Raw genomic sequence first — 13,408 nt, forward strand, 5'->3', positions numbered from 1 at the left:
GCTGCTCCAGCGCTATCTCGGCGTCTAGAGAGCGGCGATCATTCGCCTGGCGTGAGCGGCGAGCACCGTCATGTCCTCCTTGCGCGTCTGCGCCGGCAGCAGCTCGGTCCCGGCCCTGACCGGCATGACGTGCATGTGCAGGTGAAAGACCACCTGGCCGCTGGCCGGCTCGCTGAACTGCTGAAGGATGATGCCCTCGGCGTCGAACGCCTTCATCGCGGCAATCGCGATCCGCTTGGCGGTTCGGGCGACCGCGGCGAGGTCGTCATCCGCGATGTCGAGGATGCCGCGTGCCCGCGCCCTGGGAACGACCAGCGTGTGCCCGGGCGAGCGCGGCATGATATCGAGGAAGGCGAGGCTACGGTCGTCCCTGAAAACCTCGAAGCAGGGGATCTCGCCGCGCAGGATCTTTGCGAAGACGTTCTGATCGTCGTAGCGCGTCATGGATCCCTCCGTCGGTGCGAGGCGCGATCTGACGCGCTCCTTTCCGTTGACGCAAGCAAGCCAGCCGGCCTATCCACGATGCCAGGCAGGATGGTTCCATTGGCGACAGATTTCGATCCCGGACACAGCATCGAGAGTGCGCGGCGCGCGCTTGCAGCACGGCTGCAATCGGCCGGCATCGAGCAGCCCGCTCTCGATGCGCGCCTGCTCGTAGGGGCTGCGCTGAGGCTTGATCTGACTGGCATGGTGACGCAGGCGGCCCGGCAACTCGCACCCGAAGAGGCTGCGCGGCTGGAAGCGTACGCAAAGCGCCGGCTCGCGCATGAGCCGGTCGCCCGCATTCTCGGCGCTCGGGAATTCTGGGGCCTGCCGTTCCAGCTGTCCGAGGCGACCCTGGTGCCGCGTCCCGATACCGAGACGGTGGTCGAGCTCGCGCTCGAGATCTTTCGTGGGCTCACGATATCGGGACAGCGCCCGCGCATCGCCGATATCGGCACCGGATCCGGCGCCATCCTGCTCGCGCTGCTGCACGAAATTCCCGGCGCCTTCGGCGTCGGCACCGATCTCAGTCTGACCGCGCTCAACACCGCCAGAGACAACGCCGCGGCTCTGGGCCTCGCCGACCGCGCCAGCTTCGTCGCCTGCTCCTACGCAGCGGCGCTCCGCGGCCCGTTCGACCTCGTCGTGTCGAACCCGCCCTACATCCCGTCGGCAGAAATTCCGAAACTGAGCATCGAGGTGCGCGAGCATGATCCGCATCTGGCGCTCGACGGCGGCAATGACGGTTACGACGCCTATCGCGCCCTGATCCCGCAGGCGGCTGAACGTCTCGCCCCCGGCGGAGCACTGATCGTCGAGGCCGGACAGGGCCAGGCCCGAAATATTGAAACCTTGCTGACGGCTGCCGCGTTGGTCGTGGACGGGCCGCCCAAGGCCGATCTGGCGGGCATCCCGCGGGCGGTTTCGGCCCGGAAAATGCCCCCATAAAAGCCGGATTGGGCTGCAAAAAACCTCTTGGAATATCCCTTGGGAACGACTACCTTCCGATCAACACATCGGTGCCGGCCCCGTAGACTTACGGGCGAAAGCCGGGCTCTCGGGCGAGAGCTTACTGATAAAGGTTCCAAGCCGCAGGTCCTGTTGAGCGCGATGGCCGTTTGAGCTGCGCTGCTTACCGACCGCAACGTGAACGAAAGCCTGATATTGCGCTTGAAGACTTACGCAACAAAGCAGGGCTTGTTTCGGCAGGCGATATGAATGGGTTCGCTGGCGATGGATGCTGGCGGTGGGGAACGCGTCTTTTGTTGAACGCGACGGTCGACGAACATCGGCAAGGATCAATGCGCTCTTGCGTGCGGTTGCGCGCAAGCGATGTGAACCGCTGTCATCAGGTCACTCTCGGCAATCAGTAATGCGTGCAACCTTTAGGGCTGGAATTAAAGGCAGGACATGAGAAACGGTCAGAACAAGCAGCGGATGCGCAACCGCAACAATAATAATAACAATAACAACAATAATAACCGGCGCGGCCAGAACCCGATGACCCGGGTCTACGAGTCCAACGGACCCGACATCAAGATCCGCGGCACGGCTTCGCATATTGCTGAAAAATATCTCCAGCTCGCGCGCGACGCGCGCTCCTCCGGAGACCCCGTTGCGGCCGAGAATTACTACCAGCATGCCGAGCATTATTTTCGCCTGATCGCGACGGCTCAGGAACAGTTCCGGCAGAACCAGCAGCCACGCGGCGACGAGCCCATCAGCAACAGCAGCGGCGACGACGGCGAGGACGACGGCGAGAATTTCTCGAACTTCGGCCAGGAGCCGGGTTTTGTCCCACAGCCGCCACCGCAGCCCTTCACCCGCGACCGCGACGGCCCGCGCGATCATCAGCCGCGCGATCATCAGCCCCGCGACAACCACTATCAGCGCGACAACCAGCAGCCGCGCGAGCATCGCGAACGCGACCATCGTCCGCAGCCGCAATATCAGCCCCAGCCGCAACCGCTGCCGCTGAACCAGCCCCAGCCCGTCGTCGCCGACGCCGTCAGCGTCGATCGTCTGCCGTCCTTCATCACCGGGCCGCAGCCGCAGGTGAACAGTGGCGCGCCCGGCCAGGCCGGCTTCGAAGGTGCTGGTAGTGGCGAGCGCTTTCCACGGCGCCGCCGCCGACCGAATGGCCCGCGCCCCGAGCGCGAAGCCGCTCCGGCCGCCTCGAGCGACGAAGTGGCCCCCGGCGAGTAAGCTTTTCGCCGGACATCCTGCGCCAGATTCCCTGACCTGAATCGTCCCGGCATGTCCGGGACGATTTGTTTTTAGCTGCGCGTCGCCGTCGTCGAGGACGGCACCAGCACCGGCTTCGCCAGCGAGGGAATCAGCCGCGCCCGCTCGCGCTTGGCGGGGATTGCGCGGTAGACCTGCTTGGTCGCCTCGACGATGTGCACGCCGGCAAAGGGCAGCGACAGCGCCGCGCCGGCCCGCTCCCACATCTGTGCGGATTTCAGCACCCAACCGCCCGCATAGGGCGGCATGAACAGCGCCTCGCCCCAGGCGGTCGGGGTGAACCAGGTCTGGCGCAACAGGTCGGTGATCTGCGAGCGCGAATAGGGCCGGCCGTGACCGAACGGCGTGCTGTCGGTGCGGGTCCACACCCCGCGCCGGTTCGGGATCACCGCAATCACGCGACCGGACGGCGACAGCACGCGCCACGCCTCGCGCAGCAGCGCGGCCGGATCGTCCGACATTTCCAGTGCGTGGACCAGCAGGATGCGATCCACCGCGGCGTCGGGAAGCGGCAGCGAGAACTCATCCACCAGCGAGGCGAGCGCCGGCCGTCCCGTCGGCCATTTCAGGACGCCCTGCGCCGACGGCATGAAGGCGATGCAGCGCTCCGCGTCCTCGCGGAACAACCCGAGATAGGGCGTGGGATAGCCGAAGCCGAGCACCCGCTGGCCATCGACGCGCGGCCAGCGCTCCCGAATGCCGCGATTGATCATTTGCCGCGCCACAATCCCGAGGCGACGGGAGTAGAACTCGCGGAGGTCGACGACATCAATGGTCATGATCGCAATGTAACATGCACGAGGCGGCCCCCGCGCGCGGAATATTGCATTGCCTGCGCAACGTTAACGCCATATTTGTCTGACGGAGCTGAGCGCGATCGGAGATGACATGGCCGCCGAAATTCGTACTTTCACCTGTTTAAACGACAATTTCGGTTACCTGATCCACGATGTGGAAACCAAGGCGACGGCGTCGATCGACGCGCCGGAGGCCGGCCCCATCCTGAAGGCGCTCGAGCGCGAGGGCTGGCAGCTCACCGACATCCTGATCACCCATCATCATGGCGATCATGTCGGCGGGGTCGCCGAACTCAAGCAGAAATACAATTGCCGCGTCGTCGCGCCGCATGACAAGACGACTAAGATCGCAGACGTTGACCTGCGCGTCGCCAATGCCGAAATCGTCAAGGTCGGCAGCTTGCTGGGGCGCGTACTGGAGACGCCCGGCCACACGCTCGACCACATCTCCTACGTGTTCGACACCGAGAAAGCGCTGTTCGCCGCCGACACGCTGTTCTCGATCGGCTGCGGCCGCGTGTTCGAGGGCACCTATCCGATGATGTGGGATTCGCTTCTGAAGCTGCGTGCCCTGCCCGACGACTTCAAGCTCTATTGCGGCCATGAATACACGGCGTCCAACGTCAAGTTCGCGCTGACCGTCGACCCCGACAATGCGGCGCTGCAGGCGCGCGCGGCCGAGGTGGCGAGGCTGCGGGCCGAGAACAAGCCGACCGTTCCCTCGCTGCTTGGTGATGAAAAGCGGACAAACGTGTTCCTGCGCGCTGATGAACCCTCGATCGCAGCCAGGCTGCACATGAAGGGCGCGGATGCCACCGCGGTGTTCGGCGAGCTGCGCGAGCGCAAGAACAAATCTTGAGGAGCAAGTCCTGAAGATCAAATCCTGACGGGAATCGATGCCGACCGCAGCCGAGATCATCGCGCGCCTTGAACTCCGACCGCATCCCGAAGGCGGGCACTATCGCGAGACGTTTCGCGATCAGACCACCGACACCAACGGCCGCGCGCGCTCGACGCTGATCTACTTCCTGCTGGCGCGCGGCGAGCGTTCGCACTGGCACCGCATCGATGCGGTCGAGAGCTGGCACTATTACGCCGGCAGCCCGCTGACGCTGCGCATCACCCATGACGGCTGCTCTCAGCACGAGGTGCGGCTCGGCGCGGACCTGTTGAACGGCGAGCGGCCACAGGCGATCGTGCCGGCGGATGCCTGGCAGACGGCGGAGACCACCGGCGAGTGGACCCTGGTCGGCTGCACTGTGGCGCCGGCCTTCGAGTTCGCGAAGTTCGAGCTCGCGCCCAAGGGCTGGGAACCCTAAGGCCCCGTCGCTTCGGCTTGCGCCGGCAATGACGCTACCGCTTTCGCAGCACCATGTCCTTCGCGGCTATCAGGCCGCCGCCGGCGATCAGGATCGCCGCGATGGTGATGTTGGCGCTGGCATTGGCGAATCCGGCGGCGATGAGGAAGCCGGTCGAGAGTAGCGGCGTCGCGTAGGACGCGGCGCCGAGCACGCGGATGTCGCCGCGCTTCATGCCGATGTCCCAGGCGTAGAACGCAGCACCGACCGGACCGATGCCGAGCGCGATCACGGAGAGCCATTGCAAGGTCGTGTCCGGCCACACCGTGGTTTCGAGCAGTCCATGCATCAGCGCGGCGAGCACCGCGGTGGCGAGGCAAAATCCCGCGACCGCATCGGTCGGCACCGCCTTCAATCGCCGCGACAACACCGAATAGGTCGCCCACACGAACGCTGCGATGAAGGCCGCGGCCAATCCCGGCAATTGACCCTGCGTGAAGCCGGAGGTGTTCCCGGCGAACAGCAGCACGGTGCCGACGAGGCCGAGCACGGCGCCCACGACGTGATGCACGGCAAGCCGCTCGCCCGGCAGGAACGACGAGAACAGCACGATCAGGAGCGGCCACAGATAATTCAGCAGGCCGGCTTCAGCCGGCGGCGCAAAGCGCAGCGCGAGGAAATACAGCGCGTGATAGCCGAACAGTCCGCCGACACCGACGGTCCACACGGCAAGCGGCTGACGCAGACTTTTCGCCGCCTCGCCGCGGCCGATCCAGGTGAGCAGGCCGACGAGACCGCCGATCGCGAACGTCATCGCGGCCAGCTGGAACGCCGGGATCTTTCCGGTCGCCACCGTCATCACCGACAGCAGCGACCACATCAGGATCGCGGTCAATCCGATCAGCGTTGCCGTGCGGGGAGTCATCGATCAAAGGCTCTGAGGACGTTTATGCCCGGCACGAGGCCGGGCATTTTCGTCTTCACTATCGCCTTGTCGCGCCTGAAGCTACAGGCATTTGGCTCAGCGACGTCCAGCGGAGAGAATTGGCGTCATCAGGCCTGGTATTGGCCGCCATTGATGGTCAGCGTCGAGCCGGTGATGAAGCCGGCCTCGTCGGCCGCCAGGAACACGACCGCGCGCGCGATCTCTTCCGGTTCGCCGAGCCGGTTGACCGGGATCTGTGGGATCACGTTCTTTTCCAGGACGTCCTTCGGCACGGCCTGCACCATTTCGGTGTTGATGTAGCCGGGGCAGATCGCGTTGACGGTGATGCCGCCCTTGGCGTTCTCGAGCGCGAGTGCCTTGGTGAAGCCGATGTCACCGGCCTTTGCCGCGGAATAGTTGACCTGGCCGAACTGTCCCTTTTGGCCGTTGATCGACGAGATCGAGATGATGCGACCGAACTTGCGCGCACGCATGCCTTCAATGACTGGACGCGTCATGTTGAACAGCGAACCGAGGTTGGTATTGATGACGGCGTTCCACTGCTCGAGCGTCATCTTGTGAAAGGCGGTGTCGCGGGTAATGCCGGCATTGTTGACGAGCACGTCGATCGGGCCGATCTCGGCCTCGACCTTCTTCACGCCCTCGGCGCAAGCATCGAAACTGCTGACGTCCCATTTGTAGACGGCGATGCCGGTCTCGGCCTTGAACTTCTCCGCCGCGGTGTCGTTGCCGGCATAGCTCGCCGCCACCTTGTAGCCGGCCGCCTTCAGCGCCTTGCTGATCGCAGCTCCGATGCCCCGCGTACCACCCGTCACCAATGCAACACGTGCCATATCGTATTTCCTTCCCTTGGACTCTTCGGACGTTTCTGAGTGATCGTTTTTAAGCGCGGATTATGGGGCACGTTTGACGGACATCAAGAACAAAACGCCCGGCGTCGAGCCGGGCGTTTCTCTTTAGTCGAGGCTTGTACGGTTGCGAAGAATATTTGATTTGCAACCGCCGCCTTTTTAATCGCGTGCAACGCACTCAGTCACGTGTGCAGCGCACGCGCAAATGACGCGGCAACTATCTTCAGTCGCGCGCCACACACATCGCGATACCCATGCCGCCGCCGATGCACAGCGTGGCGAGACCCTTCTTTGAATCCCGCTTCTGCATTTCGTGGAGCAGCGTCACCAGAACGCGCGCGCCGGAGGCACCGACCGGATGGCCGATCGCGATCGCGCCGCCGTTGACGTTGACCTTGGAGGTATCCCAGCCGAGATCCTTGTTGACGGCACAGGCCTGCGCCGCGAAGGCTTCGTTGGCCTCGATCAGGTCGAGATCGCCGACATTCCAGCCGGCCTTCTTCAGCGCGGCACGCGAGGCCGGGATCGGGCCCGAGCCCATGATCTTCGGATCGACGCCGGCCTGCGCCCAGGACACGATGCGCGCGAGCGGCTTCTTGCCTTCCTTGGCAGCCTGCTTGGCGGTCATCAGCACCACGACCGCAGCGCCGTCATTGATACCCGACGCAGAGCCCGCGGTGACCGTGCCGTCCTTCTCGAAGGCCGGACGGAGCTTCGCCATCGCGTCGACCGTTGCGCCATGGCGCGGATATTCGTCGGCGCTGACGACGACATCGCCCTTGCGTCCCTTGATGGTGACGGGAACGATTTCGTCGTTGAATCTACCGGCCTTCTGCGCGGCTTCGGCCTTCTGCTGCGAGGCGACCGCGAACTCATCCTGCTGGGCGCGGGTGATCTGCCACTGCCGCGCGACGTTCTCGGCGGTGTTGCCCATGTGATAGCCGTTGAAGGCGTCCCACAGACCGTCCTTGATCATGGTGTCGATGAATTCGACTGCACCCATCTTGACGCCGCCACGCAGGTACTGGGCGTGCGGAGCCATGCTCATGGATTCCTGGCCGCCGGCGACCACGATCTCGGAATCGCCGTTGAGCAGTGCCTGATAGCCGAGCGCAACGGTGCGCAGGCCCGAGCCGCAGAGCTGGTTGACGCCCCAGGCCGGGCTCTCGACCGGAATGCCGGCATTGATCGAAGCCTGGCGAGCCGGGTTCTGACCCTGGGCGGCGGTCAGGATCTGGCCCATGATGACTTCGGAGACCCGGCCGGGCTCGATGCCGCCGCGCTCCAGCGCGGCCTTGATGGCGATGGCGCCGAGATCATGGGCGGGAAGGGTTGCGAACGCTCCGTTGAAGCTTCCGACCGGGGTGCGGGCGGCGCTGACGATGACGACATCGTCTGACATGGGCATCTCCTGGGTTGAATGGGGGCAGACGGGGCTGGGGAAACGGCTCGCCAGTCTCGGACGGCATCCTGTTAACGTCGTTGAGGCATGTCAATCGGCCGGCGGCCGAATTCATCCCGCAGCGCATTCAAAATAGCGTTCTTGGCGCTTTCGCAAGCACGTTTTTGCTGCCCGATTAACCGTGGCGCACAAAACGGTAGCGTGACCCCTTTGAAAATGCTTATTTTGTTGCGTTGCGTACTCTTCCCGCCCTGCGGCATAGCCCGTCAGGTTCCCGTTCTCCGCGCTTGCAAGTGAGAGCCCATGGCGAAATCAGACCAACCCACCACCATCAAGAAATACGCGAACCGCCGGCTCTATAACACCGGGACGAGCACTTACGTGACGCTGGAAGACCTCGCCTCCATGGTCAAGGACGGCGAAGATTTCCTGGTCTACGACGCCAAGACCGGCGACGACATCACCCGCTCCGTACTTGCCCAGATCATCTTCGAGCAGGAGAACAAGGCCGGCCAGAACCTGCTCCCGACCACTTTCCTGCGCCAGCTCATCCGCTTCTATGGCGACAGCATGCAGATGGTGGTGCCGAAATATCTGGAGCAGGCCATCGCGTCGCTCACGCAGGAGCAGGAGAAGTTCCGCAAGCAGATCGCCACCTCGCTGTCCGGGACCCCGTTTGCGCCGCTGGAGGAACAGGTCCGCCGCAACATGGAGCTGTTCCAGCAGACCTTCTCGATGTTCAAGCCTTTCGCGCCCGGCGCAGGCCGCCCCGCCGGCTCCGCGGAGCCGGCGCCGGAGCCGACCGCAGAAGCCCCGAAGGACAGCAATATCGACGATCTGCGCCAGCAGATGAAGGACATGCAGGAACGCCTCGAGCGGATGTCGAAGAAGGACGAGTAGGTCCTCTCGTTCGCGCTCGCGTCGCGAGCGCCGCGGCCCGCTGATTTCCTCAGCAGTCCCCACCTCGTCATTGCGAGCGCAGCGAAGCAATCCAGCTATTTCCGCGGCACGGATTCTGGATTGCCTTCGTGCCGCGGAAATAGCCTGGATTGCTTCGCTTCGCTCGCAATGCGGAAAATTGGAGGAAGCCATCATGTCCCAAGGAAACTGCGGAAGCTATGCCGCCAGCTTCACCGCGTGGGCAAAGTCCCAATAGAGCTTGCGCGCGCGGGTGTAGAGCGGGCCCGGCTGCAGCTCGCGATCGTCGATGCGGATCACCGGCGCGACTTTCGCGAAGTTGCCCGTGGAAAAGATCTCGTCGGCGGCGAGGAAGTCGGCATAGCGCAGCGTCTTCTCGACCACGGTGACGCCGTCGGCGCGAAGCAGGCTGATGACGCGCTGGCGGGTGATGCCGTTGAGGAAGGTGCCGTTCGGCACCGGCGTGTAGACCACGCCGTCCTTGGCCATGAACACGTTGGAATTGCCGAACTCCGCGACGTTGCCGAGCATGTCGAGCATCAGCGCGTTCTGGAAGCCGCGCGAGGCGGCTTCGGCAAGCGCGCGCGAATTGTTCGGATAGAGACAGGCGGCCTTGGCGTCGACCGGGGCGCATTCGGCGGTGGGCCTGCGGAACGGCGACACCGTGATCGCGTTGCCGACCGGCTTTGGCATCGGCGCCTCGTAGATGCACAGGCACCAATCGGTGGTCTCGGGATCGAACAGCACGCCGCCGCCCGAGCCGTTCCGCGCCCAGTACATCGGACGGACGTAGAGCTCGGCATTCGGCGCGAAGCGTGCGATGCCCTCCTTTGCGAGTGTCAGCCAGGTGCCGGTATCGACCACCGGCTTCAGCCCAAAGCTGATCGCGGACTGATTGGCGCGGGCGACGTGACGGTCGAGATCGGGCGCGACGCCTTCGAACGCCCGCGCACCGTCGAACACGACGGAGCCGAGCCAGGCCGCATGCGTGCGCGGACCCATGATCGGCACATTGCCGTCATGCCATTTGCCCTCAAAGAAGGTCCAGCTCGGCGAATAAGCGATGGGCTTTTTGATCTCGGCCATGACCGGCCTCCCCTTGGCGTGGCGCCGCATTATAGCGCCACTATTGGGCGCAATTTCTAAATGATTCCCTGCGGGAAAATGGTGAGTTACCCTCCCGGAAGGGGAAAGGAAGCACCATGCCGCTCGATCCGCTCGCAAAGCGTTTGTTGACCATGATGGCTGCGGCTGCGCCGCAGGCACGGAGCCGGCCCAGCGTGGAGGCACGGCGGCAATCATTGGCAAAGCTGATGCAGTTTGCGCGCGCCGATGCGCCTGACGTGACGACGTCCGACGGAATGCTGCCTGGTCCCGGCGGCGCGCTGCCCTATCGCCTCTATTCACCCGCAGGCGCCGACGATCGCGCGCCCGGCTTTGTGTTCTTTCACGGCGGCGGGCTCGTTGCCGGCAGCATCGCCACGCATGACCGCGTCGCGGCGGCGCTGGCACATGCGACCGGCTGCCGTCTCGTCTCGGTCGATTACCGGCTGGCACCCGAGCACAAATTCCCCGCTGCCGTGGACGATGCGATCGCCGCCACCGAATGGGTGGCGCGCGAGGCCGCATCGCTCGGCATCGACGCCGGGCGTCTGGTGCTCGGCGGCGATTCCGCCGGTGCAACGCTCGCTGCGATCGTGTGCCAGGAGGCGGCGCAGGCCGCGGGCCTTTCCATCGTCGCGCAATGCCTGATCTGCCCGGTGCTGGATTTCGAGGAGGCCTCGCCTTCGCGCGAGGCATTCGCCGAGGGCCACCTGATCGACCGCGTCACGATCGAAGCCGATCTCGCCGATTATCTGCCCGAGGACCTGGATGCCGCCGATCCGCGCATCTCGCCCTTGCGCGCGACACGGCTTGCGGACCTGCCGACCGCCATCATCCACACCGCCGAGTACGACCCGATGCGCGACGAGGGCAATGCCTATGCGCGCAAGCTGCTCGCCGCGGGCGTCACGGTCGAGCACGTCTGCCACGACGGCATGGTTCACAATTTCCACGCCATGGGCGCCATCCTGCCGCAGGCGCAGCTCGTGCTGTCGCAGATCGGTGAGCAGGTCAGGCGGGCGGTGGGGACGTGAAACACCTCGTGTTGCCGTCTCCCGCAACGGGAGAGGAAAGAGAATGCCTCACGCTCTCGCCGCGATGACGGAACGCGCCGCCGCGACGTAATTTGGCCAATGCGCGTCCGCATAACGCTCGGCCTGTCGCACGCAGGTGACGTCGGGCGCATGCGCAGCTGCGATCATGCGCGCAAAGCGCTCTTCGGCGACCGTCACGTCATCGGCCGCGATCGAGGGCGCGGCTCCAGCGGCGGTCGGCGCAACGGCGAATCCCGCCAGTCCGGCGAGCAGGATGCGGCGTGACGTGTCCATGGCTATCGTTCTCCATTGTCCGGCCTGCACTCTGGCGCGGATTGTGTCCGTGCGGTCACGGCAACGTACCTGCGTGCATTCGCACCGTCCACCGATTGCGGACACCGCTTGACCACGCGGGCGATCACATTCCATCCAACAGGCAATTCCCCGATCAGGGCAAACGCGTGACGTTGCGGACGCCGCTCTACGCGGTGCGCGGCTGACTGCGGACCGTGGTGGATTTTCCGTAAAGTGGAGCGTCCGCATTTTCACGCATATCGGAGCAAGGCCGCTCCCGCTCATCGTTGATGATGAAGGGCTTTTCGCGTTCTCCGCTGACGTAAACGACGCCGGATGCGTGAACCAATTGTTAGCCCTCTCGCGCAATCGCCCACCGCCTTACCTTTCGGCAAATAAGCTTGCGGCAAACTGAGCCAATTCCGCTTGGGAGGTTGGGAATGCCCCGCTTGGTATCGGAACGAACGTTCCTCGCCGGCCAGATCTTCTTCAACTTCGGTCAGTCGACGATCGATTGCGTCGTGCGCCGGATGTCCGAAGACGGCGCGACGCTGGAGATGCAGACCAGCCTCGGCGTGCCCGATCAATTCCAGCTCCGGCTCGCGGGCCAGGAGATCCTCTCCTGCCGTGTGCTCTGGCGGTCGGACCGTCAGGTCGGGGTTGCGCTCGGGGCGGAAGATCATGTCGATCCGAAGGCCGTGGACGAGCAGGAGCGGCCGACCGATTCGCTGATACGCGGACAGATGCTGGCGCTTCGCGCGGCACTCGATTTCGTCCCACTGGGAATCGTGCTGCTGGATGCCAATCTCCGCGCGCAATTGATCAATCGGGCGTTCCGGCAGATGTGGCTGTTGCCGGATGAAGTCGCCAACAGCAACCCGTCATTTGTGACGCTGATGCATCATGGCCGCGATACGCTCGCCTACGAGATTCCGCCGGCCGAGCTGGAGGCTTATGTCGCCGAGCGCGTCCGTCAAATACAGGTAGGCGATGCGTCGCCGCGCGACCTGCGCCGTACCAGCGGCGACGTCGTTCGGATGCAATGCACGCCTCTGCCCAACGGCGGGCGGATGCTGACCTATACGCCGGTCACCGACATCGTGCGCTACTCCGACGAGCTGAAATTGCTGCGCGACGCCCTCGAGAACGTCGAGGACGGCGTGCTGCTGCTCGACCGCGACCTGAACGCCAGCTTCATGAACCGGCGCATGCGGCGGTTCTGGGAGGTGAGCGAACAGGAAGCCGCCACCCGCCCGACCTATGCATCGTTGGTGAGCCGGGTGCACCGTGCGAGCGCGCCCGATCTGCCGGCGAACGAACTGGCGAAATTTCCCGTCAAGCGCGTCGCCGAAGTCAAGGCGGGCGATCATGTGCGCGACCTCCAGACGCCGGATGCGCGGCGGATCAGGGCCCACTGCACCACGATGTCGAACGGCGGCCGCATGCTGACCTATGTCGATATTACCGATCTCACCAACAAGGCCAACATGCTGGAGCGCCTGGCCACCACCGACCCGCTCACGGGCCTCTATAATCGCCGCCATTTGCTGGGCTCGCTCGACGCAGAATGGAGCCGCTTCCAGCGCTACTACCGCTCCGTTTCGGTCCTGATGCTCGACATCGACCATTTCAAGTCTGTCAACGACCGCTATGGTCACGCGGTCGGAGACGAAGCGATCAAGGCCGTGGCGGCGGCATGCCTCGATGGCAAGCGCAAATCGGACGTCGTCGGCCGCTTCGGCGGCGAGGAGTTCGCGATTCTGCTGCCCGAAACCAGCCTGTCGCGTGCAAGAATCGTCGCCGAGAGGATCCGCAAACGCGTGATGAGCGCACAGATCGCCGCCGACAAAATTCAGTTCGGCGTCACCGTGAGCATCGGCATTGCGGAAGCAAGTGTCAGCATGTCCGGCATCGACGCCTTGATGAGCGCGGCCGATCACGCGCTCTACCAGGCGAAGGCCGAAGGTCGCAATCGCTGTATTGCCTGGTCGCCTCCGCCGCCCATGAACAAGGCGGCGGAGTGATCGCACCGCAGAT

The 13,408-nt window shown here is 64.4% G+C and carries 14 protein-coding genes; 7 read left to right on the forward strand and 7 right to left on the reverse strand.

What is annotated here, in order from left to right; all coding sequences use genetic code 11:
• Window positions 1-24 precede the first annotated feature (24 nt).
• Complete coding sequence (locus IVB47_RS34200) at window positions 25-444, reverse strand: HIT family protein (RefSeq protein WP_247468236.1); 420 nt, start codon at window positions 442-444, stop codon at window positions 25-27.
• Between the two features lie 90 nt (window positions 445-534).
• On the opposite strand from IVB47_RS34200, the gene prmC reads away from it, so the two are divergent.
• Both prmC and IVB47_RS34210 read left to right on the forward strand, forming a co-directional pair.
• Complete coding sequence (gene prmC, locus IVB47_RS34205) at window positions 535-1,431, forward strand: peptide chain release factor N(5)-glutamine methyltransferase (protein WP_247468238.1); 897 nt, start codon at window positions 535-537, stop codon at window positions 1,429-1,431.
• 462 nt (window positions 1,432-1,893) lie between these two features.
• Complete coding sequence (locus tag IVB47_RS34210) at window positions 1,894-2,688, forward strand: DUF4167 domain-containing protein (RefSeq protein ID WP_247468240.1); 795 nt, start codon at window positions 1,894-1,896, stop codon at window positions 2,686-2,688.
• A gap of 71 nt (window positions 2,689-2,759) precedes the next feature.
• Here IVB47_RS34210 and IVB47_RS34215 read toward each other — a convergent pair whose 3' ends face one another.
• A complete protein-coding gene (locus IVB47_RS34215; protein WP_027515124.1) occupies window positions 2,760-3,506 on the reverse strand; it encodes a methyltransferase domain-containing protein in 747 nt (248 codons plus the stop codon).
• A gap of 109 nt (window positions 3,507-3,615) precedes the next feature.
• On the opposite strand from IVB47_RS34215, the gene gloB reads away from it, so the two are divergent.
• On the forward strand, window positions 3,616-4,383 hold the full coding sequence (gene gloB, locus IVB47_RS34220) for a hydroxyacylglutathione hydrolase (RefSeq protein ID WP_247468242.1): 768 nt from the start codon (window positions 3,616-3,618) through the stop codon (window positions 4,381-4,383).
• A 37-nt stretch (window positions 4,384-4,420) separates the two neighbouring features.
• Window positions 4,421-4,843 carry a cupin domain-containing protein gene (locus IVB47_RS34225; RefSeq protein WP_247468244.1) on the forward strand — a complete coding sequence of 141 codons (423 nt, stop codon included), beginning with the start codon at window positions 4,421-4,423 and terminating at the stop codon, window positions 4,841-4,843.
• Window positions 4,844-4,877: 34 nt separating this feature from the next.
• Here the strand turns inward: IVB47_RS34225 and IVB47_RS34230 are convergent, their stop codons facing one another.
• The 3 genes from IVB47_RS34230 to IVB47_RS34240 all read right to left on the reverse strand — a co-directional run bounded on the left by IVB47_RS34230 (window position 4,878) and on the right by IVB47_RS34240 (window position 8,021).
• Window positions 4,878-5,747 (reverse strand): EamA family transporter, encoded by an 870-nt coding sequence (locus IVB47_RS34230; RefSeq protein ID WP_247282946.1) that lies wholly within the window; start codon window positions 5,745-5,747, stop codon window positions 4,878-4,880.
• A gap of 128 nt (window positions 5,748-5,875) precedes the next feature.
• A complete protein-coding gene (gene phbB, locus IVB47_RS34235; protein WP_027568024.1) occupies window positions 5,876-6,601 on the reverse strand; it encodes an acetoacetyl-CoA reductase in 726 nt (241 codons plus the stop codon).
• 241 nt (window positions 6,602-6,842) lie between these two features.
• Complete coding sequence (locus IVB47_RS34240; RefSeq protein WP_027515119.1) at window positions 6,843-8,021, reverse strand: acetyl-CoA C-acetyltransferase; 1,179 nt, start codon at window positions 8,019-8,021, stop codon at window positions 6,843-6,845.
• A 303-nt stretch (window positions 8,022-8,324) separates the two neighbouring features.
• Between IVB47_RS34240 and phaR the strand changes: the two genes are divergently transcribed.
• Window positions 8,325-8,921: a polyhydroxyalkanoate synthesis repressor PhaR gene (gene phaR, locus IVB47_RS34245; RefSeq protein WP_027568025.1), complete on the forward strand. Its 597-nt coding sequence runs from the start codon at window positions 8,325-8,327 to the stop codon at window positions 8,919-8,921.
• Between the two features lie 216 nt (window positions 8,922-9,137).
• Here phaR and IVB47_RS34250 read toward each other — a convergent pair whose 3' ends face one another.
• Window positions 9,138-10,025: a branched-chain amino acid aminotransferase gene (locus IVB47_RS34250; RefSeq protein ID WP_247468247.1), complete on the reverse strand. Its 888-nt coding sequence runs from the start codon at window positions 10,023-10,025 to the stop codon at window positions 9,138-9,140.
• A 116-nt stretch (window positions 10,026-10,141) separates the two neighbouring features.
• On the opposite strand from IVB47_RS34250, the gene IVB47_RS34255 reads away from it, so the two are divergent.
• Window positions 10,142-11,077 carry an alpha/beta hydrolase gene (locus IVB47_RS34255; protein WP_247468250.1) on the forward strand — a complete coding sequence of 312 codons (936 nt, stop codon included), beginning with the start codon at window positions 10,142-10,144 and terminating at the stop codon, window positions 11,075-11,077.
• 48 nt (window positions 11,078-11,125) lie between these two features.
• Here IVB47_RS34255 and IVB47_RS34260 read toward each other — a convergent pair whose 3' ends face one another.
• The gene (locus IVB47_RS34260) at window positions 11,126-11,371 is read right to left on the reverse strand and encodes a hypothetical protein (protein ID WP_027568028.1); all 246 of its coding nucleotides are present in this window, start codon (window positions 11,369-11,371) and stop codon (window positions 11,126-11,128) included.
• Between the two features lie 440 nt (window positions 11,372-11,811).
• Here IVB47_RS34260 and IVB47_RS34265 point away from each other — a divergent pair, with 440 nt between their 5' ends.
• A complete protein-coding gene (locus IVB47_RS34265) occupies window positions 11,812-13,395 on the forward strand; it encodes a sensor domain-containing diguanylate cyclase (protein WP_247468253.1) in 1,584 nt (527 codons plus the stop codon).
• Window positions 13,396-13,408: the final 13 nt, after the last annotated feature.

Source organism: Bradyrhizobium sp. 62, from assembly GCF_023073035.1.
Lineage (GTDB): Bacteria > Pseudomonadota > Alphaproteobacteria > Rhizobiales > Xanthobacteraceae > Bradyrhizobium.

What these genes read in the sequence shown, in the direction of transcription:
- IVB47_RS34240 (WP_027515119.1), bottom strand. Translation starts at nt 8,021, where the DNA reads ATGTCAGACGATGTCGTCATCGTCAGCGCCGCCCGCACCCCGGTCGGA.
- IVB47_RS34225 (WP_247468244.1), top strand. Translation starts at nt 4,421, where the DNA reads ATGCCGACCGCAGCCGAGATCATCGCGCGCCTTGAACTCCGACCGCAT.
- gloB (WP_247468242.1), top strand. Translation starts at nt 3,616, where the DNA reads ATGGCCGCCGAAATTCGTACTTTCACCTGTTTAAACGACAATTTCGGT.
- IVB47_RS34200 (WP_247468236.1), bottom strand. Translation starts at nt 444, where the DNA reads ATGACGCGCTACGACGATCAGAACGTCTTCGCAAAGATCCTGCGCGGC.
- IVB47_RS34210 (WP_247468240.1), top strand. Translation starts at nt 1,894, where the DNA reads ATGAGAAACGGTCAGAACAAGCAGCGGATGCGCAACCGCAACAATAAT.
- phaR (WP_027568025.1), top strand. Translation starts at nt 8,325, where the DNA reads ATGGCGAAATCAGACCAACCCACCACCATCAAGAAATACGCGAACCGC.
- prmC (WP_247468238.1), top strand. Translation starts at nt 535, where the DNA reads ATGGTTCCATTGGCGACAGATTTCGATCCCGGACACAGCATCGAGAGT.
- IVB47_RS34265 (WP_247468253.1), top strand. Translation starts at nt 11,812, where the DNA reads ATGCCCCGCTTGGTATCGGAACGAACGTTCCTCGCCGGCCAGATCTTC.
- IVB47_RS34230 (WP_247282946.1), bottom strand. Translation starts at nt 5,747, where the DNA reads ATGACTCCCCGCACGGCAACGCTGATCGGATTGACCGCGATCCTGATG.
- IVB47_RS34215 (WP_027515124.1), bottom strand. Translation starts at nt 3,506, where the DNA reads ATGACCATTGATGTCGTCGACCTCCGCGAGTTCTACTCCCGTCGCCTC.
- IVB47_RS34260 (WP_027568028.1), bottom strand. Translation starts at nt 11,371, where the DNA reads ATGGACACGTCACGCCGCATCCTGCTCGCCGGACTGGCGGGATTCGCC.
- phbB (WP_027568024.1), bottom strand. Translation starts at nt 6,601, where the DNA reads ATGGCACGTGTTGCATTGGTGACGGGTGGTACGCGGGGCATCGGAGCT.
- IVB47_RS34250 (WP_247468247.1), bottom strand. Translation starts at nt 10,025, where the DNA reads ATGGCCGAGATCAAAAAGCCCATCGCTTATTCGCCGAGCTGGACCTTC.
- IVB47_RS34255 (WP_247468250.1), top strand. Translation starts at nt 10,142, where the DNA reads ATGCCGCTCGATCCGCTCGCAAAGCGTTTGTTGACCATGATGGCTGCG.